Origin of the sequence: Pseudomonas sp. PAMC 25886, from assembly GCF_000242655.1 — a bacterium.
In the GTDB taxonomy this organism is placed as follows: domain Bacteria; phylum Pseudomonadota; class Gammaproteobacteria; order Pseudomonadales; family Pseudomonadaceae; genus Aquipseudomonas.
Genome location: NZ_AHHC01000008.1, coordinates 1 through 21,681, shown reverse-complemented (window position 1 = coordinate 21,681; position 21,681 = coordinate 1). Strand labels below are relative to the sequence as shown.

Genomic DNA, 21,681 nt, shown 5'->3' with positions numbered 1-21,681 from the left:
TCAAGTGCGTTTGTTGAGCGGCATATCTTTTACTGCGCCGCTGGCGATCAACTCCGCCAATTCGGCGACATCCAGCAACGCGCACATGTGTTCGATCACGGTGCCCGCCAGCCATGGCCGCTGGCCCCGGTGGCTGCGCCATTTGATTTCGTTGGGGTCCAGGCGCAGCGAGCGGCTGACTTGATGCACCGCCAGCCCCCACTCATAGCCCTGGACCGAAATAACGTACTGCAGGCCCTGGCGGAAATCGTCGCGATAACGGTCGGGCATCACCCAGCGCGCGGTGTCCAGTACCTTCAAGTTGCCCTGCTGGCTCGGCAGGATCCCGAGGAACCACTCCGGCTGGCCGAACAGCGGCGTCAACTCCTGGCCCTCCAGGGAGTAGATCGAACCCAGGCACACCAGCGGCACCGCCAGGGTCAGCCCGGCAACGTCGAACAGCAAACATTCGAACGGCTCGGCGGCCCACGCCGGCCGGCCATCTCCCTGTACCGGCGGCGGCGTGATGCTCGGCGGGAGGTGAACCTCAACCACCGGTTCCACCACTGCGGGTGCGACCACGACCGGCGCGACGGGCACGGGCACAGCAACCGGTGCAGGTTCTAGTACGGGCACCACCAACGCATCGCGGGCCTGTTCTTCCAGGACCGCCAACTGAAACTCGTCCAGAGCCACCGGCTCAGGCTCGACGACTTCATCGAGGATCAGAATCGGTTCCGGCATGTCCTCGGTGGCGTCCTGGAGCAAGGCGTCCAGATAGGACTCCAGCGCCAGTTGCGGCCGGGTCTTGAAATCAACGGGACGGTTCATCTGTATGCCCACGCGCAAGCCCCATCAACCCTGTATTCAGAGGTTATCGGCCTGTGGGTGTCCGGACTTGAATCGGGAGCCGGTTTTGTCAGGAAAACCGCGGCGTCTGCATCGCTGGCAAGCCAGGCTCCTACAGGGCTGTTTATGGTCATCACGCCACCTGCGCCACAAGTTGCTGGGACAGCAGATGCTTGAGCAATGCCCGGTAGGCCAGTACGCCACGGCTCTTGCCGTCGAATTGCGAAGGCGTCAGCCCGGCCCGGCTCGCATCCCGCAGGCGCGTGTCCACCGGGATGTAGCCTTGCCAGATGGTGTCCGGATAGGCGTCACGCAAGACGCGCAAGGTGCCGAGGGATGCCTGGGTACGCCGGTCAAACAGGGTCGGCACGATGCTGAACGGCAGCGCCTGTTTGCGCGAGCGGTTGATCATCGCCAGGGTGCTGACCATGCGCTCCAGGCCTTTGACGGCCAGGTGCTCGGTCTGCACCGGGATCACCAACTGCTGGCTCGCAGCGAGGGCGTTGACCATCAGCACGCCCAGCAACGGCGGGCTGTCGATAATGGCGTAGTCGAAGTCCTGCCACAGCTGCGCCAGGGTCTTGGCGATCACCAGCCCCAGGCCGCTTTGCCCCGGCGACTGACGCTCAAGGGTGGCCAGGGCGGTGCTGGACGGCAACAGCGAGATCTTTTCATTGCTGGTGGGCAACAACAGTTGGCCCGGCAAATCGGCCGGCACGCTGCCCTTGTGCAGGAACAGGTCGTAGCAACTGTGCTCCAGGGCATCCGGGTCGTAGCCGAAATAACTGGTCATGGAGCCGTGGGGGTCCAGGTCGACCACGACCACACGCTTGCCGGCCTCGGCCAGCAAGCCGGCCAAGGCGATGGAGGTGGTGGTTTTACCGACACCACCCTTTTGATTGGCAACTGCCCAGACTCTCATTCGGATTGTTCCTCCCGGCAGGCACAGGCTCGACCGAGAAATTGCATGGGGTTATAGAGCCGGTGACGGAGAATTGACGGCATTCCCGCGAACCGGCGCCTTTACGGGCGCTGGTGCAGTTTGTGTGCCAGCCCGCTTCAAGGCGGCATCCGGTGTTGCATTGGCAGTGCCGGTACCGGTCAGGCTGCGGCGCACATCCAGGTTACGCGACACCACCAGCACCACCCGACGGTTGCGCGCGCGGCCTTCCGCCGTGGCGTTATTGGCCACCGGCTGGAACTCGCCGTACCCCACCGACGCCAGGCGCCCGGGGTTCACGCCCTGCATCGCCAGCATTCGCACAATACTCGCGGCGCGGGCCGAAGACAGCTCCCAGTTGGTCGGGTACTGCGCGGTACTGATCGGCAGGTTGTCGGTAAAGCCTTCAACGTGGACCGGGTTTTCAAACGGCTTCAGGATCGCCGCCACCTTGTCGATGATGGTGAACGCCTGGTCGCTGGGCATCGCATCGGCGCTGGCGAACAACAGGCTGGAATTAAGCTCGATTTCCACCCACAGCTCATTGCCGCGTACGGTCATCTGATTGGAGCTGATCAAATCACCAAAGGCTGCGCTGATGTCATCGGCGATGCTTTTCAGTGGGTCGCTGGTGCCACCGATGCCGGCGGCGGTTTCATCGCTGTCGTTGACCAGCGGCTTGGCCGGGGTCACGGTCTTGGGGCGTTCTTCGCCGATCGGAATCGGCTTGAGGGCGCGGTCGGCGTCGTTGAACACACCGATCAGCGCCTGGGAGATGACTTTGTACTTGCCTTCGTTGATCGAGGAAATGGAGTACATCACCACAAAAAACGCGAACAGCAGCGTAATGAAGTCGGCGTAGGACACCAGCCAGCGTTCATGGTTGACGTGTTCTTCAGGCTCGCGGCGGCGACGGCTCACAACAGATACCTCCCATCAATCCATGAAGCCCTGGAGCTTCAATTCGATGGAGCGCGGGTTTTCACCCTCGGCAATCGAGAGGATGCCTTCCAGCAACATCTCGCGATAACGCGACTGGCGCATGGCAATGGACTTGAGCTTGCTGGCCACCGGCAACAACACCAGGTTGGCACTGGCCACGCCGTAGATGGTGGCGACGAACGCCACGGCAATCCCGCTGCCCAGTTGCGACGGATCGGCCAGGTTGCCCATCACGTGGATCAGGCCCATCACCGCACCGATGATGCCGATGGTCGGCGCGTAGCCGCCCATGCTTTCAAAGACTTTGGCGGCGTTGATGTCGCGGCTTTCCTGGGTGTAGAAATCCACCTCCAGGATGCTGCGGATCGCTTCCGGCTCGGCGCCGTCCACCAGCAACTGCAGGCCTTTGCGCGCGTAGCTGTCAGGCTCGGCATCGGCCACGCCTTCCAGGCCCAGCAAGCCTTCCTTGCGCGCCGTGAGGCTCCAGTTGACCACGCGGTCGATGCCGCCCGGCAGGTCGACCCGCGGCGGGAAGATGATCCAGATGAGGATCTGCATGGCACGCTTGAACGAACTCATGGGCGACTGCAACAACGCTGCGCCCACGGTGCCGCCGATCACGATCAACGCTGCCGGGCCGTTGGCCAGCGCGCCCAGGTGGCCGCCTTCGAGGTAGTTGCCGCCGATAATCGCGACAAACGCCATGATGATGCCAATCAGGCTCAAGACATCCATTAGAGGCAGGCCTCCACCAGGTGCTTGCCGATGTCGTCCAGGCTGTAGACGGCGTCCGCCAGGTCGGCTTTGACGATCGCCATGGGCATGCCATAGATCACGCAGCTGGCTTCATCCTGGGCCCAGATCGCGCTGCCGCCCTGCTTGAGCAGGCGCGCGCCTTCACGGCCGTCGGCGCCCATGCCGGTCAACACCACCGCCAGAACTTTGTCGCCGTAGGACTTGGCCGCCGAACCGAAGGTGATATCCACACACGGCTTGTAGTTCAGGCGTTCGTCACCCGGCAGGATTTTGATCGCGCCACGGCCGTCGACCATCATCTGCTTGCCGCCAGGGGCCAGCAGCGCCAGGCCAGGACGCAGGATGTCGCCATCCTCGGCTTCCTTGACGCTGATGCGGCACAGCTTGTCCAGGCGTTCGGCGAAGGCCTTGGTGAACGCGGCAGGCATGTGCTGGATCAACACGATCGGCGCCGGGAAGTTGGCCGGCAGTTGGGTCAACACCCGCTGCAAAGCCACCGGGCCACCCGTGGACGTACCGATGGCCACCAGCTTGTAGGCTTTGCGCTTGGGCGCAGGCGAATGCGCAGTGGGTGCAGCCGTACGCACAGGGGCGACGGCCGGACGCGCAACCGGCGCAGGTGCCGGGCGACCAAAAGTGCTCGGGGCGGCCGGTGGCGGCGTAACCGGTGCCGGTGCCGGCGCACTGAACAGGCTGCGGCGGTTACTGCGGGAGATGCTGTGCACCTTCTCGCAGAGCATCTGCTTGACCTTCTCGGGGTTGCGCGAGATGTCTTCGAAATTCTTCGGCAGGAAGTCCACCGCGCCGGCATCCAGCGCATCCAGGGTCACCCGGGCGCCTTCGTGGGTCAGCGAGGAGAACATCAACACCGGCGTTGGGCAGCGCTGCATGATGTGCCGCACCGCCGTAATGCCGTCCATCATCGGCATCTCGTAGTCCATGGTGATCACGTCCGGCTTGAGGGCCAGGGCCTGATCGATCGCCTCTTTGCCGTTGGTGGCCGTGCCGACCACCTGGATATTGGAATCCGATGAAAGAATTTCCGAGACGCGGCGGCGGAAGAAACCCGAATCGTCCACCACCAGGACCTTGACTACCATAAACACTCCGTTAGGCCGGGCGAGGGACAACCGCCCTGCCCGGGCCGAATCAAATACGCCGTGCGGCGTAACGCTTGAGCATGCTCGGAACATCGAGAATCAGCGCAATCCGACCGTCACCGGTAATGGTCGCGCCCGACATGCCCGGGGTTCCCTGCAGCATTTTGCCCAAAGGCTTGATGACCACTTCTTCCTGGCCCACCAGTTGATCGACGACAAAGCCGATACGCTGGGTGCCCACGGAGAGAATCACCACATGGCCTTCGCGCTGCTCTTCATGCTTGGCCGAGGCCACCAGCCAGCGCTTGAGGTAGAACAGTGGCAACGCCTTGTCGCGCACGATCACCACTTCCTGGCCGTCCACCACGTTGGTGCGCGACAGGTCGAGGTGGAAGATTTCGTTGACGTTGACCAGCGGGAAGGCGAAGGCCTGGTTGCCCAGCATCACCATCAGGGTCGGCATGATCGCCAGGGTCAACGGCACCTTGATGACGATCTTCGAGCCCTGGCCCTTGGTCGAGTAGATGTTGATCGAGCCGTTGAGCTGGCTGATCTTGGTCTTCACCACGTCCATGCCCACGCCACGGCCCGACACGTCGGAGATCTCGGTCTTGGTGGAGAAGCCCGGGGCGAAGATCAGGTTGTAGCACTCGGTATCGGTCAGGCGGTCGGCGGCGTCCTTGTCCATCACGCCACGCTTGACGGCGATGTTGCGCAGTACCGTCGGGTCCATGCCCTTGCCGTCATCAGTGATCGACAGCAGGATGTGGTCGCCTTCCTGTTCGGCCGCCAGAATCACTTTGCCCTGGCGACTTTTGCCCGAGGCTTCGCGTTCTTCCGGCGTCTCGACGCCGTGGTCGACGGCGTTGCGCACCAAGTGGACCAGCGGGTCGGCCAGAGCCTCGACAAGGTTTTTGTCGAGGTCGGTTTCTTCACCCACCAGTTCCAGGTTGATCTCTTTCTTGAGCTGGCGTGCCAGGTCGCGAACCAGGCGCGGGAAGCGCCCGAAGACTTTCTTGATCGGCTGCATCCGGGTCTTCATCACCGCGGTTTGCAGGTCGGCGGTGACCACATCGAGGTTGGACACGGCCTTTTGCATGGCCTCGTCGCCGCTGTTCAGGCCCAGGCGCACCAGGCGGTTACGCACCAGCACCAGTTCGCCCACCATGTTCATGATGTCGTCCAGGCGCGCGGTATCAACCCGCACGGTGGTTTCGGCTTCACTGGCCGGTTGCTTGTCCGGGGCCGGGGCGGCAGCGGCACGTGCGGGTGCAGGTGCCGCCGTCGGTGCAGGCTTGGCAGCCACGGGCGCAGCGGCCTTGGCGGCCACCGGAGCCGGCGTTGCCACCGCAGCGGCGGCCGCAGCAGCCGGTGCAGCAGTGCCGACGGCTTCGGTGAACTTGCCCTTGCCGTGCAGTTCATCCAGCAGCGCTTCGAACTCGTGATCGGAGATCAGGCCATCGGCAGCCGGTGCAGCGGCAGCGGCGGGTGCTGCAGGTGCAGCGGCCGTGGCGGCGACTTCCGGCAGTGCATCGGCGGCAAACGAGCCTTTGCCGTGCAACTGGTCCAGCAGCGCTTCAAATTCGTCGTCGGTGATTTCATTGCTGGCAGGCGCCGCGGCTTCCGTTGGCGCTGGCGCTGCGGCCACCGCGTCCGGGGCAAACTGGCCCTTGCCGTGCAACTGGTCGAGCAACGACTCGAACTCGGCGTCGGTAATGTCTTCAGTGGTCGGCACCATGGCCGGCGCACTGGCCGCTGGAGCCTCGGCTTCGGCCTTGACGGCGTTCAGCGAGTCCAGCAGTTGTTCAAATTCGCTGTCGGTGACGTCGCCCGCAGGCTCGGCGACAGGCTCAGCCACCGCTTCAACCACCGGCGCATTGGCCGCAGGTTCTGCCAGGCGCGCCAGGGCGGCCAGCAGTTCCGGCGTGGCCGCAGTGATCGGTGCACGTTCGCGTACTTCACTGAACATGCCGTTGACCGCGTCCAGTGCTTCCAGAATCACGTCCATCAGTTCCGAGTCGACGTGCCGCTCACCCTTGCGCAGGATGTCGAACACGTTCTCGGCGATGTGACAGCACTCCACCAGCTCGTGGAGCTGGAGGAAGCCGGCGCCCCCTTTTACAGTGTGAAAACCGCGAAAAATTGCATTGAGCAGGTTCGCATCATCCGGTCGGCTTTCCAGCTCGACCAGTTGTTCGGACAGTTGCTCTAAAATTTCGCCGGCCTCTACAAGGAAATCCTGAAGGATTTCTTCATCGGCGCCGAAGCTCATGGGTGTGCTCCTTAGAAGCCTAAACTGGACAGCAAATCGTCTACGTCGTCTTGCCCGGATACAACGTCTTCACGTTTATCGGCATGAATCTGCGGACCTTCACCCTTGGCGAGGTGTTTTTGTGGATCTTTTTCAGAAAGGATCGCTTCGCGGTCATGTTCGATGCCGGCAAACCGGTCAACCTGACCCGCCATCAACACCAGTTTGAGCAGGTTGCTTTCCACTTCGGTGACCAGTTGGGTCACGCGCTTGATCACCTGGCCGGTCAGGTCCTGGTAGTCCTGGGCCAGCAGAATGTCATTGAGGTTGCTGGAAACCGTGCGGTTCTCCTGCTCGCTGCGGGACAAAAAGCCGTCGACCCGACGCGCCAGTTCACGAAACTCTTCAGCGCCCACTTCCCGACGCATGAACCGGCCCCAATCGTTGCTCAGGGCCTTGGCTTCACTGGCCATACCGTTGACCAGAGGCGTGGCGTTTTCCACCAGGTCCATGGTGCGGTTGGCCGCCGCCTCAGTCAGCCTGACCACATACGACAGGCGTTCGGTGGCATCCGTGATCTGCGAGATTTCTTCGGCCTGGGGCATGTGCGGGTCAATCTGAAAATTGACAATCGCACTGTGCAACTCACGGGTGAGCTTGCCCACTTCCTGGTACAGGCCGCGGTCACGGGTCTGGTTGAGCTCATGGATTAACTGCACCGCGTCGCCGAACTGGCCTTTTTCAAGGCTTTCGACGAGTTGATGAGCATGTTTTTTCAGGGTCGACTCAAAGTCGGCCTGCGATGATTCTTTATGCTCCATAGCTCCCCCGTGGCAGCATCAATGACCGATGCGTTCGAAGATTTTTTCGATCTTCTCTTTCAAGGCCAGTGCAGTGAATGGCTTGACCACGTAGCCGTTAACCCCGGCCTGGGCGGCTTCGATGATCTGTTCACGCTTGGCTTCAGCGGTCACCATCAGCACAGGCAGGCTGCGCAGTTTTTCATCAGCGCGCACGTGGCGCAGCAGATCGATACCGGTCATGCCCGGCATGTTCCAGTCCGTTACCAGAAAGTCGATGCTCCCGCTGTTGAGGATCGGAATCGCCGTAATGCCGTCATCCGCCTCGACCGTGTTAGTGAACCCAAGGTCACGCAACAGGTTTTTTATGATCCGCCGCATCGTTGAGAAGTCATCAACGATGAGGATTTTCATGTTCTTGTCCAATTCGACCTCCAAGCAGTCTTAAACGCGCCCAGCACCTGGGCGCGCCATATCAATCAACAGGCGTTACACAAAAAGGACTACCGGGGGCGCACCACGGGCCAAGCCCGTCCGGGCGCAAGGCCTGGACGGTATCGTTCGCAGTGTCCCCACACTGCCTGTCAGCGCGCTCGCCACTCTCCCAAACGCCCCCGCAAGCGGGCTGCGCACTGGCTGTGTAACTGGCTGACCCGCGATTCGCTGACGCCCAGGACCTCACCGATTTCCTTGAGGTTCAGCTCTTCGTCGTAGTACAGCGCCAACACCAGTCGCTCACGCTCCGGCAAATTGGCAATCGCGTCCGCCAGCGCAGTCTGGAAGCGTTCATCCTCCAGATCGCGTGACGGTTCGAGATGGGCACTCGCGCCGTCCTCGTGCAGCCCTTCATGTTCGCCGTCCTGCAAAAGGTCGTCGAAACTGAACAGGCGGCTGCCCAAGGTATCGTTCAAAATCCCGTAGTAATCATCGAGACTCAATTGGAGTTCGGCCGCAACTTCGTGATCTTTAGCGTCGCGACCGGTTTTTGCTTCAATTGAGCGAATTGCGTCACTCACCATCCGTGTATTGCGGTGCACCGAACGCGGCGCCCAATCACCTTTACGCACTTCATCGAGCATGGCCCCACGGATACGGATACCCGCGTAGGTCTCGAAACTCGCGCCCTTGCTCGCGTCGTACTTGGTCGACACTTCGAGCAAGCCGATCATCCCGGCCTGGATCAAGTCTTCGACCTGGACGCTGGCAGGCAGGCGCGCCAGCAAGTGATAGGCAATGCGCTTGACCAGCGGCGCATAGCGCTCGATCAATTCGACCTGACTGTCACGTGCCGACTTCTTGTAAAGGTTGTAGCCGCTGGCTGTCATAGCACCGGTCCTGCGCTCGTCTGATGCACCAATCGCTCGACGAAAAACTCCAGATGCCCACGCGGGTTGGCGGGCAACGGCCAGGTATCGACCTTCTGGGCAATAGCCTTGAACGCCAATGCGCACTTCGAACGAGGGAACGCTTCATAGACCGCACGCTGCTTTTGCACGGCCTTGCGTACGCACTCGTCGTAAGGAACTGCGCCAACGTATTGTAAGGCGACATCGAGGAAGCGATCTGTGACCTTGGTCAACTTGGCGAACAGATTGCGCCCCTCTTGCGGGCTTTGGGCCATGTTGGCCAGCACGCGGAAGCGGTTCATGCCGTAGTCACGGTTAAGCAGTTTGATCAGGGCGTAGGCGTCGGTGATCGAGGTGGGTTCGTCGCAGACCACCAGCAACACTTCCTGGGCGGCGCGCACGAAGCTGACCACGGACTCGCCGATGCCGGCGGCGGTGTCGATCACCAGCACGTCGAGGTTGTCGCCAATGTCGCTGAACGCCTGGATCAGGCCGGCATGTTGCGCCGGGCTCAGGTGCACCATGCTCTGGGTGCCGGAAGCGGCCGGCACGATACGAATCCCGCCGGGCCCCTGCAACAGCACGTCGCGCAGCTCACAGCGGCCTTCGATCACGTCGGCCAGAGTATGTTTGGGCGTCAGCCCCAGCAGAACGTCGACGTTCGCCAGCCCCAGGTCAGCATCCAGCAGCATGACGCGACGGCCAAGCTCTGCCAGGGCCAGGGACAAATTCACTGACACGTTAGTTTTCCCGACGCCACCTTTGCCGCCGGTCACCGCGATCACCTGTACGGGATGCATGCTGCCCATTTTATTTCTTTACCTTGTCTTGCTTAGACGCAGGCTACATGACTTGGCCGCGCGAACTGCTGGCAGACCATCGATGTAGATACATTGCACTGTCGTTTTGTGTTGCCTGTTCATGTTGACCTCAGCCGACCCGTTTGTTCGGACTGTGGTAGAGGTCGGCGAACATGTCAGCCATCGCCTCCTCACTCGGTTCTTCCTGCATTTGCACGCTGACAGCCCGGCTGACCAACTGATGACGGCGCGGCAGATGCAAATCATCCGGGATCCGCGGCCCGTCGGTCAGGTAGGCGACCGGTAATTCATGGCTGATAGCCAGGCTCAACACTTCGCCCAGGCTCGCTGTTTCATCCAGTTTAGTCAGGATGCAGCCCGCCAGCCCGCAGCGTTTATAGCTGTGGTAGGCAGCTGTCAGTACCTGCTTCTGGCTGGTCGTGGCAAGTACCAAATAGTTTCTGGATTTGATCCCGCGCCCGGCCAGGCTTTCCAGTTGCATGCGCAAGGCCGGGTCGCTGGCTTGCAGGCCAGCGGTATCGATCAACACCACGCGCTTGCGCAGCAGCGGGTCGAGGGCGTTGGCCAGGGACTGGCCCGCGTCGACGTGGGTCACCGGCACATTGAGGATGCGGCCCAGGGTCTTGAGCTGTTCCTGGGCGCCAATGCGGTAGCTGTCCATGCTCACCAGCGCGATGTTCTGCGCGCCGTACTTGAGCACGTAACGTGCGGCCAGCTTGGCCAGGGTAGTGGTCTTGCCCATGCCGGCAGGGCCGACCATGGCAATCACGCCGCCTTCTTCCAGGGGCTCGATTTCCGGGGTAACAATCATCCGCGCCAAGTGGGCCAGGAGCATGCGCCAGGCCTGCTTGGGTTCTTCAATTTGGGTGGTCAGTTGCAGCAGGTCACGGGACAACGGGCCAGACAGGCCAATGCGTTGCAGACGGCGCCACAGGTTGGCCTGCTGCGGCTGGCTGCCCTGCAACTGGTTCCAGGCCAGCGAGCCCAACTGCACTTCCAGCAGCTCACGCAGGCCGTTGAGCTCGAAACGCATCGAGTCGAACACCCGCTGGTCTACCGCTGCCGCCGGGGCGGGCGCAGCAGGACGTGGCGGTTCGACAAAGGTCGGCTCTACCAAAGGCTCGGACGCCGTCAGCGGCAGGCCGGCAAACAGCTGGCGGTTGGTGGTGGTGTCGCTGTCGCCACGCATGCTCAGTTCGGCCTGGGCCGAGACAATGCGCGAAGCGGTCTTGCGCAGCTCGTCTTCCAGCTCCATGTTAGGCACACGCGGCGCCAGGGCCGAGGGCTTGTAATCCAGGGCAGCCGTCAGCTCGACACCGCCGGCAATACGGCGGTTACCGATAATCGCAGCGTCGGCGCCCAACTCATCACGCACCAGTTTCATGGCCTGACGCATATCGGCGGCGAAAAAACGCTTCACTTGCATATCCCACTACCTCAGCCGTTGGGCCCTACTGTCGCGACGATAGTCACTTGCTTATTGTCAGGAATTTCCTGGTAAGCCAATACGTGCAAATTCGGTATAGCCAGGCGTCCAAACCGCGACAACATCGCCCGGACGGGGCCAGCCACCAGCAGGATCACCGGATGGCCTTCCATTTCCTGGCGCTGCGCGGCCTCGATCAACGAACGCTGCAGCTTCTCAGCCATGCTTGGCTCCAGCAACACGCCTTCGTCAGCGCCCTGCCCAGCCTTCTGAATACTATTGAGCAATATTTGTTCCAACCTTGGTTCCAAGGTGATAACAGGCAGCTCGGAGTCAAGCCCTACAATGCTTTGGACGATTGCACGCGACAATCCGACGCGCACTGCGGCCACCAGGGCGGCAGTATCTTGACTCTTGGCGGCATTGTTGGCGATGGCCTCGGCAATGCTGCGAATGTCCCGTACCGGTACCTGCTCGGCCAACAGCGCTTGCAATACCTTGAGCAGTTGCGAGGTAGACAGCACCCCCGGCACCAGCTCCTCGGCGAGTTTTGGCGAGGCCTTGGCCAGCAATTGCAAGAGTTGCTGGACTTCTTCGTGGCCAATCAGCTCGTGGGAGTGCTTGTACAGAATCTGGTTAAGGTGAGTGGCGACCACGGTGCTGGCGTCTACCACGGTGTAGCCCAGCGACTGCGCCTGGCTGCGCTGGCTGATTTCGATCCATACCGCTTCCAGGCCAAAAGCCGGATCTTTGGCGGTAATCCCGTTGAGGCTGCCGAACACCTGGCCCGGGTTGATCGCCAGTTCACGGTCCGGGTAGATCTCGGCTTCGGCCAGGATCACGCCCATCAGGGTCAGGCGGTAGGCGCTGGGGGCCAGGTCGAGGTTGTCGCGGATGTGCACGGTGGGCATCAGGAAGCCCAGGTCCTGGGACAGCTTCTTGCGCACGCCCTTGATCCGCGCGAGCAATTGGCCGCCCTGGTTACGGTCCACCAGGGGAATCAGGCGGTAGCCGACTTCCAGGCCGATCATGTCGATCGGGGTGACGTCATCCCAGCCCAACTCCTTGGTTTCCTGGGCGCGGGCCGGCGATGGCAGCAGCTCCTGTTGGCGTGCCACCTCCTGCTGGGCAATCACTTTGATCTGGTTTTGCTTTCTCCAGAACAGGTAGGCGCCGCCGGCAGCCATGGCCGCCATGCTCAGGAACGACACATGGGGCATGCCCGGCACGATCCCCATGATCGCCATGATGCCCGCCGCCACCGCCAGCGCCTTGGGCGAGGCAAACATCTGCCGGCTGATCTGCTTGCCCATGTCTTCGGAGCCCGAAGCACGGGTCACCATGATCGCTGCCGCTGTAGATAACAACAGTGATGGCAATTGCGCCACTAAACCGTCACCGATGGTCAGCAAGGCGTAAACCTTGCCGGCGTCGCCGAAGGTCATGCCGTGCTGGAAGATGCCGACCGCCATGCCGCCGATCAGGTTGATAAACAGAATCAGCAGGCCGGCGATGGCGTCACCGCGCACGAATTTACTGGCACCGTCCATGGAACCGTAGAACTCGGCTTCCTGGGCGACTTCAAGACGGCGGGACTTGGCCTGGTTCTGGTCGATCAGGCCGGCGTTGAGGTCGGCGTCGATGGCCATCTGTTTGCCGGGCATCGCGTCGAGGGTGAAACGTGCGCTCACCTCGGAAATCCGCCCGGCGCCCTTGGTCACCACCACGAAGTTGATGATCATCAAGATCGCGAACACCACGATACCGACCACGTAGTTACCGCCGATCACCACCTCACCGAAGGCCTGGATCACCTTGCCCGCGGCGGCGTGGCCGTCCTGGCCGTGGAGCATCACCACCCGGGTTGAAGCCACGTTGAGCGCCAGCCGCAGCAGGGTGGCGATCAGCAGAATCGTTGGGAATACCGCAAAATCCAGCGGCCGCAGGGCGTACACGCACACCAGCAACACGACCACGGACAGCGCGATGTTGAAGGTGAAGAACACGTCCAGCAGGAACGGCGGCATCGGCAACATCATCATTGCCAGCATCACCAGCAACAACAACGGCACACCCAGATTGCCTCGAGAGAGGTCAGTCAGGGTGCCACGGGCCGTGCTGAGCATTTGAGAGCGATCCACCGGTATTCCTCGTTTCCTTGAAGCAAACTTTTGACGCCGGGAGGGCGTCCTGGAGGCGGTGTTGCAAGAAGCCTTCCAACTTTTGCTTGAGGAAGCAGATCGGTCTCACGGACAGCGAAGGGCTACCGCCGCACACCCATCACCTGTGGCGAGGGAGCTTGCTCCCGTTGGGCTGCGCAGCAGCCCCAGAACGGCTTACGCGTTTTGCCTGAATAACCGCGATAGCTTGATTGGGGGCGCTTCGCACCCCAGCGGGAGCAAGCTCCCTCGCCACACAAGCCCGTTCACGGGAGATGGCGAAACGTCCGACAGGTATTTAGGGTTGCTGGTGGGAAACCCGATCTCTAGTCTCCGGGCACCGCTGCAAACGCAGCGGGCAGGCGTCGCGGCCCGAGTGAATTCAGGGCACCTCCAGCATATTCTCCAGGAGCGTCACCAGGACCAAAACAAATTCCCATAACCTGCGCAACGCCGAAAAAGGCGCTATCGAAGATAGCCATTCCTCCTCCCACAACGCCCCCCCGTCGTGCTATTCAGCGTCATCGACGGCCTCAGCACCGAAGACCTGCTGGTCAACCTCACCGAAACACTGGCTTCGGCCCATGCACTGACCTGCGACTTTGCCTTTGAACTGGAAGGATCACGACGGGAAGGCGCGCAGGGGATTGCGCAGCTGATTGAGGTAGCGCGGTTGTTGGCAGATCGGGTGCTGGATGACATAGCGCCCTCGTATGCGACTTAAACGTTGCCGGATGCAATTGCGGGAACGCTCAGGAGATTTTTTGTTGCCTGGGCGGACGCCATCGCGGGCAAGCCCGGCTCCCACAGTTGGCCGAGTTGGCCGGGAGAATGCGATCAAAATGTGGGAGCCGGGCTTGCCCGCGATGAGGCCGGGAGCGGCGCTGCAAAATCAGGAATCCCGACGCAAATCCGGCGGAATCGGCAGGTCTTTGAGCGGATCCGGACGCTTGCCCTTGCCCGCGCGGTACTGGCGGATCTGGTACACGTACGCCAAGACCTGCGCCACCGCCAGATACAACCCGGCCGGGATTTCCTGATCGAGGTCAGTGGAATAGAAGATCGACCGCGCCAACTCCGGCGACTCCAGCAGCAAGATGTCATTGGCCACGGCAATTTCACGGATTTTCAACGCCGTAAAGTCGCTGCCCTTGGCCAGCAACATCGGCGCCCCGCCCTTCTCCGGGTCGTATTTGAGCGCCACGGCGTAGTGGGTCGGGTTGGTGATGACCACGTCGGCGTCGGGCACCGCCGCCATCATCTTGCGCTGGGACATCTCGCGCTGCAGTTGGCGAATCCGCTGTTTGACCTCGGGCCGACCTTCCTGGTCCTTGTGCTCGTCGCGCACTTCCTGCTTGGTCATCAGCAGCTTCTTGTGGCTTTCCCACAGCTGGATCGGCGCGTCCACGGCGGCAATGATGATCAGACCGCAGGCCATCCACAGCGTGCTCCAGCCCACCACTTGCACGCTGTGGATGATCGCCAGCTCGATCGGCTCATGGGCGATGCGCAGCAAGTCGTCGATGTCGGACGACAACACGGTCAACGCCACAAACAGGATCAGGATGAACTTGGCCAAGGCCTTGAGCAGTTCCACCAGGGCCTTGGTGGAAAACATCCGCTTCAGCCCCGGGCCTGGGTTCATCCGGCTGAATTTGGGCGCCATGCTGCCAGCGGCAAACAGCCAGCCGCCGAGGGAGATCGGGCCGATCAGTGCTGCCAGCAGCAAGGTAATCAGGATCGGCTGCACCGCGAGAATCGCGATCTTGCCCGAGTGCAGCAGGTACAAGCCCATGGCGCCGGGACTCAACAGCACGTCACGGGGCAGGGAGAAATTCAGGCGCATCAACTCCATCAGGTCCAGGGCCAGGCCACCGCCGTAGATCAGCAGGCCACCGGAGCCGGCGAGCATGATCGCCAGGGTGTTGAGCTCTTTGGAGCGGGCAATCTCGCCCTTTTCCCGGGAGTCCTTTTTACGTTTCTCCGTGGGGTCTTCTGTTTTGTCCTGGCCACTCTCGCTCTCGGCCATGGCTTACCGCGCCCGCGCCAAGTCACGTAAAAACTGCAAGGCGTCGGTCGCCAGCGGTTGATACTGATTGAGAATGTCAGCCATGCCGACCCAGAAAATCCCCATGCCCAGCACCAGGGTCAACGGGAAACCGATGGAGAAGATGTTCAATTGCGGCGCCGCCCGGGTCATCACGCCAAAGGCGATGTTGACCACCAGCAGCGCGGTGATCGCCGGCAACACCAGCAGCAACGAGGCGCCGAGCACCCAACTGAGGCGCCCTACCAACTCCCAGAAATGATTGACCACCAGCCCGCTGCCCACCGGCAAGGTGGTGAAGCTTTCAGTCATCACCTCGAACACCACCAGGTGGCCGTTCATGGCCAGGAACAGCAAGGTCACCAGCATCGTCAGGAACTGCCCGATCACCGCCACCGACACGCCATTGGTGGGGTCGACCATGGACGCAAAGCCCATGCCCATCTGGATCGAGATGATTTGCCCGGCGATCACAAAGGCCTGGAAAAACAGCGTCAGGGAGAAGCCCAGCAAAGCGCCAATGATGATTTGCTCGGCGATCAGCATCAGTGCACTGAGATCGAGGGCATTCACCGGCGGCATCGGCGGCAAGCCTGGGACAATGACCACAGTGATCGCCACCGCGAAATACAGGCGAATGCGCCGTGGTACCAGGGTGGTACCGAACACCGGCATGGTCATCAGCACGGCCGTGACCCGGAACAGCGGCAGGATGAACGACGCCACCCAGGTGCTGATCTGGGTATCGGTCAACGCCAGCATCGAATTCACGGGGTCAGCCGATCAACTGCGGAATACTGCCGTACAGCTGCAGGATGTATTCCATGAAGGTTTGCACCAGCCACGGGCCGGCGACGATCAGGGTGATCAGCATCACCAGCAGGCGCGGCAGGAAGCTCAAGGTCTGTTCGTTGATCTGGGTCGCGGCCTGGAACATCGCCACCAGCAGGCCCACCAACAGGCTGGGCACCACGAGCACCGCGACCATCATGGTGGTCAGCCACAGGGCTTCGCGAAACAGGTCGACTGCTACTTCTGGCGTCATGCGCTAAACCCCACCGAAACTGCCGGCCAGGGTGCCGATAATCAGCGCCCACCCGTCCACCAACACAAACAGCATGATCTTGAACGGCAACGAAATGATCAACGGCGACAGCATCATCATCCCCATGGCCATCAGCACACTCGCCACGACAAGGTCGATGATCAGGAACGGGATGAAGATCATGAAGCCGATCTGGAACGCAGTCTTCAGCTCCGAGGTCACGAACGCCGGCACCAGGATGGTCAGCGGCGCCATGTCGGGGCTGGCGATGTCGGTACGCTTGGACAACCGCACGAACAACTCAAGGTCGCTGGAACGGGTCTGGGACAGCATGAAATCCTTGATCGGGCCTTGCGCCTTGTCGATCGCATCCTGGGCGGTCATTTTCTCTGCCAGGTACGGTTGCAGGGCTTGCTGGTTCACCTTGTCGAACACCGGCGCCATGATGAACAGCGTCAAGAACAGCGCCATGCCGGTCAGGATCTGGTTCGACGGCGTCTGTTGCAGGCCGAGGGCCTGACGCAGGATCGAGAACACGATGATGATGCGGGTGAAGCTGGTCATCAGCATCACGAACGCGGGGATGAAGCTCAGCGCGGTCATGATCAGCAGGATCTGCAGGCTGACCGAATACTCCTGCGCGCCCGCCGCGTTGGTGCCCAGGGTGATCGCCGGGATCGACAACGGGTCCGCCGCGTACGCCAGCGGCGCTGCCAGCAACAGCATGAGCGTCAATAAAACGCGCATTACTTCTTATCCTTCTGATCCTTGCCCAGCAACTCCATGAGGCGCTGGGCGAATTCCGGCGTGGCCGCTTGAGTCTGGGCCACTTCCACAGGCGTCTTGAGCACGTGCAACGGGGTGATGCGGCCGGGGGTGATGCCCAGCAGAATCTGTTCGTCACCGACTTGCACCAGCACCAGCCGGTCCCGCGGGCCCAGGGCTCGTGAACCCACCAGCTCGATGACCTGCGCATTGCCCGGGCCGATGCGTTGTACGCGGCGCAGCACCCAGGCGAGCACGAAGATCAGCCCCACCACCAGCAACAAACCCAGCACCAACTGCGTCAATTGCCCGCCGACGCCACTGCCCAGCGCCGGCGCGGCCGCCTGGGCGACCGGCTCTGCTGCCATTGCGCTCAAGGGCAGCGTCGATAACAGTCCTACCAATGAGCGCTTCATATCAACGCAACTTCTTGATGCGTTCGCTCGGGCTGATCACGTCGGTCAGGCGGATGCCGAACTTCTCGTTGACCACCACCACTTCGCCATGGGCGATCAGTGTGCCGTTGACCAGCACGTCCAGCGGCTCGCCGGCCAGGCGGTCCAGCTCGATCACCGAACCCTGGTTGAGTTGCAGCAGGTTGCGGATGTTGATTTCGGTGCTGCCGACTTCCATGGAGATCGACACCGGGATATCGAGGATCACATCCAGGTTCGGACCATCCAGGGTTACCGGCTCGTTGTTCTTCGGCACGCTGCCGAACTCTTCCATGGGGATGCGATTACCCACCGGTGCGGTGGCCGCATCGGCCGCCAACAGAGCGTCGATATCGTCCTGGCCGACGTCGCCGGTTTCTTCCAGGGCAGCCGCCCACTCGTCAGCCAGGGCCTGGTCTTCGGCGGAAGTGTTTTCGTGTTCAGTAGCCATTACATGTCCTCGGCGGAGCAGAAATTAGTGTGGATCAGCGACGGTTGATCGGCTCAATCACTTGCAACGCGAGGTTGCCTTTGTGAGAGCCGAGCTTGACCTTGAACGACGGCACGCCGTTGGCGCGCATGATCAGTTCTTCCGGCAGTTCGACGGGAATCACGTCCCCCGGCTGCATGTGCAAAATATCCCGCAAACGCAGCTGGCGACGGGCCACGGTGGCGCTCAGGGGCACGTCGACGTCCAGCAGGTCTTCGCGCAGGGCCTTGACCCAGCGTTCGTCCTGGTCGTCGAGGTCGGACTGGAAGCCCGCATCGAGCATCTCGCGCACCGGCTCGATCATCGAGTACGGCATGGTCACGTGCAGGTCGCCGCCACCGCCATCGAGCTCGATGTGGAAGGTGGAGACCACAATGGCTTCGCTGGGGCCGACGATATTGGCCATGGCCGGGTTCACTTCCGAGTTGATGTACTCGAAGTTGACTTCCATGATCGCCTGCCAGGCTTCCTTCAAGTCGATGAAGGCCTGTTCCAGCACCATGCGCACCACGCGCAGTTCAGTCGGGGTGAATTCACGGCCTTCGATCTTGGCGTGACGGCCGTCACCGCCGAAGAAGTTGTCCACCAGCTTGAACACCAGCTTGGCGTCGAGGATGAACAACGCGGTACCGCGCAGCGGCTTGATCTTGACCAGGTTGAGGCTGGTGGGCACGTACAGCGAGTGCACATATTCACCGAACTTCATCACCTGCACGCCGCCCACCGCCACGTCCGCCGAGCGGCGCAGCATGTTGAACATGCTGATGCGGGTGTAACGGGCAAACCGTTCGTTGATCATTTCCAGGGTCGGCATGCGTCCACGGACGATGCGATCCTGGCTGGTCAAGTCGTAGCTTTTGACGCTGCCGGGCTCGGCAGCCATTTCGGTCTGTACCAGACCATCGTCGACGCCATGGAGCAGCGCATCGATTTCATCCTGGGACAGCAGGTCCTGCACGGCCATGTCGTGATCCTACTGCAATACAAAATTAGTGAAGAGCACCTGCTCGATCACAGGTTTGCCGACTTCCTTCTGGGCCACTTCCTGCACACTGGCAGTGACCTTCTGGCGCAGCATTTCCTGGCCCACCGGGGTGGCGAGGGTGTCGAAGGGCTGGGCAGAGAACAGCATCACCAGGTTGTTGCGGATCACTGGCATGTGCACCTTGAGGGCATCCAGGTCTGCCTGGTTACGCGCCAGCAGGGTAATGCTCACCTGCAGGTAGCGTTGGCGGCCGTTCTGATTGAAGTTGGCGACAAACGCCGGAAGCATCGGCTCGAAGATTGCCGGTTGCTTGACGTTGGGGTTGATCTCGGCCGTCGCGGCCGGTTTGCTTGCGGCACTGTGCATGAAGTACCAGGTAGCCCCCACGGACACGCCGATCGCCAGGAACAAGCCCAGAACAATCAGCAGGATAAGCTTGAGCTTGCCCTTGCCCTTGCCTGCGGGTGCTTTTGCTACGTCGTCGCTCTTCGCCATGCCAATAATCCGTCACTATTCGGGGATTCATAGTTCTGGGGAAAGGCAAGAGCAAGTGTTATGCCAGAGTTGTCTGTTCAAACGGGAAGAGTGAGGTGCTCTCACTCACAACGCCGATTAACTGTGGGAGCTGGCTTGCCTGCGATGAGGCCCTGCCCGGCGATATCTTGGTTGCTGACCCACCGCTATCGCAGGCAAGCCAGCTCCCACATGACCCGATTCCAACTGGAAATAAGGCCACTCTTCAGATCAGGCGTAATAGTCCACCGCGCTGGAGCCGATCACGGACTGCACAACCGGCGCTGCGACTTCAGCCACTTCACCGACACCGCCGCCATCAGCCCCATCACCCCGCCCGCCATTGCCACTGACGCCGCGGGCCTGGTTCTGCTGTTGCTGGTCCTGGCCCTGTTGACCCTGCCAGCCACGGGACTGGTCGGAAACATTGACGTCGACCTGGCCCATACCCTGCTGGGCGAACATCTCCCGCAGGCGGCCCGACTGGCTTTCCAGGGCTTCACGCACCACCGCGTGGCCGCTCATGAAGGTGACCTGCGCCTGCTGGTCGGCGGACATTTTCACGCTGATGTCCAGGCGGCCCAGTTCAGCAGGCTGCAACTGGATTTCGGCCGACTTGAGGTTGGCGCTGGACAGGTACATGACCCGGTTCACCACCTCATCCGTCCAGCCGCTCTGGTGCATGGCCAATGGCGCGTTGGCGACCGGCGGCAAGGCATTCGCGGTTTTCGGCGTGGCAGCCTGGGTCAGCGCGGCGAGGCGGTTGGCAAAGTCATCGACACGGGTGTCGCTGCTGGCGTCCTTCAGGTCCTTGAGGCCGCCGTCGATCAGGCCGGTGAAGGCTTTGTCGCCACCCTGGTCGGTGCTGTCCTTGGCCGCTTGCTGATCGACCATATTGGCCAGGCCCGTGGCGAAGTTTTGCGCGGCGGTCGGCTGATCCTGGGTCGGGGCCGGGGCGGTTTTTGCCGGGGTTTGGCTGCTGGCGGAAACGTGTCCGCCCTGCTCCATGGCCAGGCGCACGGCGGGCATGGCGTCCAGCGGATCGGCTTCGGGGTCGAAGGCGGGCTTGGCGTCGTCGGTCGCGGCCACCGCAGGTGCCACGACAGGTTGGGCCTTGTCATCTTTCGCTGCCGCCGGTGCCGGCGTCTCGACGGGCGCCGGCGCTGCGGGAACGGGAACGGGGACGACCGCCGCCACAAGCGCCGGGTCGACGGCGGGGTCAACCGGGGGTTGCTGGGCCAGGGTCGGGTCGTCTGCAGGCGCCGTGTCGTCAGCCTTGGCGGTGGTGTCCGGGGTGTCGGACTTGGCCGGCGGGGTGGCAGGCAAAGTCTTGCCGTTATCGGCAACCGATGGGGTGCCGGCGGCAGGCTTGTCGTTGTTGGCGGCGGGCTTTGCGCTGCTGTCCGCAGGCTTGTCGCGGGTGGATCTGGTCGTGGTGTCGGTGGGTTTTGCCGCAGGCGTGGAGGCCTGGTTGGCGAACACCTGAGCGAAGCCCGGGGCCTTGTCCCGCGGGTCCGCAGCCACTGCCGGTGGATTGGCAGCGGGCGCTTGAGGCTTGGCCGCAGGGGCCGCCTGAAGGAGCGAATTCGGGGTGATTGCCATATATAAGAGTCTCCGCCGCACAGGGGTCGAGGGTGCGGTTACAGGAGGTAGAGCAAGAGTTGGGCCAGCTTTTGGGTTTGGTGTGTATATCCGTTGTTTGGGTTAGGGCCGCTATTGGTTCCGCTCTTACAGCGGCTCACTTTTGAACAGCGCAAAAGTAAGCAAAACGCTCTTGCCCCACCACTCGGCACCTCGCTCAGGCTCGGTGTGCCCTCACTCCGGCATTACTCCGCGGGCCGCCGCGACGGGGCGTCCCTGCCCCGTCGCGGCTAAACCGGCGTCCTGCCGGTTTACCCGCTCCGTACTACCTGCGTTCGGCCAGCGTGGTTTAACGGGGCGCCTAAGATCAAGATCAAAAGCAGATCAACAGCACAGCGGCCTACAGGCCGGCTTGAGTGGTGTGAAGCAAAGGCAACATCAAAATCTACAGC

General features: G+C 61.8%; 22 protein-coding genes. 1 reads left to right on the top strand and 21 read right to left on the bottom strand.

Annotated features, from left to right (window positions below; translation table 11 throughout):
* The 12 genes from MUM_RS0101280 to flhA all read right to left on the bottom strand — a co-directional run bounded on the left by MUM_RS0101280 (position 1) and on the right by flhA (position 13,336).
* A complete protein-coding gene (locus MUM_RS0101280; protein WP_010166130.1) occupies positions 1-810 on the bottom strand; it encodes a CheW domain-containing protein in 810 nt (269 codons plus the stop codon).
* Positions 811-961: 151 nt separating this feature from the next.
* The gene (locus tag MUM_RS0101275; RefSeq protein ID WP_003210643.1) at positions 962-1,750 is read right to left on the bottom strand and encodes a ParA family protein; all 789 of its coding nucleotides are present in this window, start codon (positions 1,748-1,750) and stop codon (positions 962-964) included.
* A 51-nt stretch (positions 1,751-1,801) separates the two neighbouring features.
* Positions 1,802-2,689 (bottom strand): flagellar motor protein MotD, encoded by an 888-nt coding sequence (motD, locus tag MUM_RS0101270; protein WP_010166126.1) that lies wholly within the window; start codon positions 2,687-2,689, stop codon positions 1,802-1,804.
* Between the two features lie 15 nt (positions 2,690-2,704).
* Entirely contained in the window at positions 2,705-3,445 is a 741-nt protein-coding gene (locus MUM_RS0101265) for a flagellar motor protein (RefSeq protein WP_010166125.1), read from the bottom strand.
* Entirely contained in the window at positions 3,445-4,566 is a 1,122-nt protein-coding gene (locus MUM_RS0101260; RefSeq protein WP_010166124.1) for a protein-glutamate methylesterase/protein-glutamine glutaminase, read from the bottom strand. The genes MUM_RS0101265 and MUM_RS0101260 overlap by 1 nt, the downstream gene beginning before the upstream one ends.
* A 49-nt stretch (positions 4,567-4,615) precedes the next feature.
* On the bottom strand, positions 4,616-6,838 hold the full coding sequence (locus MUM_RS0101255; protein ID WP_010166123.1) for a chemotaxis protein CheA: 2,223 nt from the start codon (positions 6,836-6,838) through the stop codon (positions 4,616-4,618).
* Positions 6,839-6,849: 11 nt separating this feature from the next.
* On the bottom strand, positions 6,850-7,638 hold the full coding sequence (locus MUM_RS0101250; protein WP_010166122.1) for a protein phosphatase CheZ: 789 nt from the start codon (positions 7,636-7,638) through the stop codon (positions 6,850-6,852).
* 18 nt (positions 7,639-7,656) lie between these two features.
* A complete protein-coding gene (locus MUM_RS0101245) occupies positions 7,657-8,031 on the bottom strand; it encodes a chemotaxis response regulator CheY (protein ID WP_005790040.1) in 375 nt (124 codons plus the stop codon).
* Between the two features lie 170 nt (positions 8,032-8,201).
* On the bottom strand, positions 8,202-8,942 hold the full coding sequence (gene fliA / locus MUM_RS0101240) for an RNA polymerase sigma factor FliA (RefSeq protein ID WP_010166121.1): 741 nt from the start codon (positions 8,940-8,942) through the stop codon (positions 8,202-8,204).
* Positions 8,939-9,772 (bottom strand): flagellar synthesis regulator FleN, encoded by an 834-nt coding sequence (gene fleN / locus MUM_RS0101235; RefSeq protein WP_003192912.1) that lies wholly within the window; start codon positions 9,770-9,772, stop codon positions 8,939-8,941. The genes fliA and fleN overlap by 4 nt, the downstream gene beginning before the upstream one ends.
* Before the next feature lie 121 nt (positions 9,773-9,893).
* Positions 9,894-11,210: a flagellar biosynthesis protein FlhF gene (flhF, locus tag MUM_RS0101230; protein ID WP_010166111.1), complete on the bottom strand. Its 1,317-nt coding sequence runs from the start codon at positions 11,208-11,210 to the stop codon at positions 9,894-9,896.
* An 11-nt stretch (positions 11,211-11,221) separates the two neighbouring features.
* A complete protein-coding gene (flhA, locus tag MUM_RS0101225) occupies positions 11,222-13,336 on the bottom strand; it encodes a flagellar biosynthesis protein FlhA (RefSeq protein ID WP_442962327.1) in 2,115 nt (704 codons plus the stop codon).
* A gap of 541 nt (positions 13,337-13,877) precedes the next feature.
* Here flhA and MUM_RS0101220 point away from each other — a divergent pair.
* A complete protein-coding gene (locus MUM_RS0101220) occupies positions 13,878-14,093 on the top strand; it encodes a DUF6124 family protein (protein ID WP_010166107.1) in 216 nt (71 codons plus the stop codon).
* Positions 14,094-14,261: 168 nt separating this feature from the next.
* Here MUM_RS0101220 and flhB read toward each other — a convergent pair whose 3' ends face one another.
* The 9 genes from flhB to MUM_RS0101175 form a co-directional block, all read right to left on the bottom strand.
* Positions 14,262-15,398 (bottom strand): flagellar biosynthesis protein FlhB, encoded by a 1,137-nt coding sequence (gene flhB, locus MUM_RS0101215; protein ID WP_010166105.1) that lies wholly within the window; start codon positions 15,396-15,398, stop codon positions 14,262-14,264.
* Between the two features lie 3 nt (positions 15,399-15,401).
* A complete protein-coding gene (gene fliR / locus MUM_RS0101210) occupies positions 15,402-16,178 on the bottom strand; it encodes a flagellar biosynthetic protein FliR (protein WP_010166103.1) in 777 nt (258 codons plus the stop codon).
* A gap of 13 nt (positions 16,179-16,191) precedes the next feature.
* Positions 16,192-16,461: a flagellar biosynthesis protein FliQ gene (fliQ, locus tag MUM_RS0101205; protein WP_003214552.1), complete on the bottom strand. Its 270-nt coding sequence runs from the start codon at positions 16,459-16,461 to the stop codon at positions 16,192-16,194.
* A 3-nt stretch (positions 16,462-16,464) separates the two neighbouring features.
* Entirely contained in the window at positions 16,465-17,208 is a 744-nt protein-coding gene (fliP, locus tag MUM_RS0101200) for a flagellar type III secretion system pore protein FliP (RefSeq protein ID WP_003214554.1), read from the bottom strand.
* A complete protein-coding gene (gene fliO, locus MUM_RS0101195) occupies positions 17,208-17,642 on the bottom strand; it encodes a flagellar biosynthetic protein FliO (RefSeq protein ID WP_029615726.1) in 435 nt (144 codons plus the stop codon). Before fliO ends, fliP begins: the two co-directional genes overlap by 1 nt.
* A gap of 1 nt (position 17,643) precedes the next feature.
* Positions 17,644-18,111 carry a flagellar motor switch protein FliN gene (fliN, locus tag MUM_RS0101190; protein ID WP_010166093.1) on the bottom strand — a complete coding sequence of 156 codons (468 nt, stop codon included), beginning with the start codon at positions 18,109-18,111 and terminating at the stop codon, positions 17,644-17,646.
* A 34-nt stretch (positions 18,112-18,145) separates the two neighbouring features.
* Positions 18,146-19,114, bottom strand: coding sequence for a flagellar motor switch protein FliM (gene fliM / locus MUM_RS0101185; RefSeq protein ID WP_010166091.1), 969 nt, complete (start codon positions 19,112-19,114; stop codon positions 18,146-18,148).
* Positions 19,115-19,123: 9 nt separating this feature from the next.
* Positions 19,124-19,630, bottom strand: coding sequence for a flagellar basal body-associated protein FliL (gene fliL, locus MUM_RS0101180; protein WP_010166089.1), 507 nt, complete (start codon positions 19,628-19,630; stop codon positions 19,124-19,126).
* 249 nt (positions 19,631-19,879) lie between these two features.
* Positions 19,880-21,250 (bottom strand): flagellar hook-length control protein FliK, encoded by a 1,371-nt coding sequence (locus MUM_RS0101175; protein WP_010166087.1) that lies wholly within the window; start codon positions 21,248-21,250, stop codon positions 19,880-19,882.
* Between the last annotated feature and the right edge of the window lie 431 nt (positions 21,251-21,681).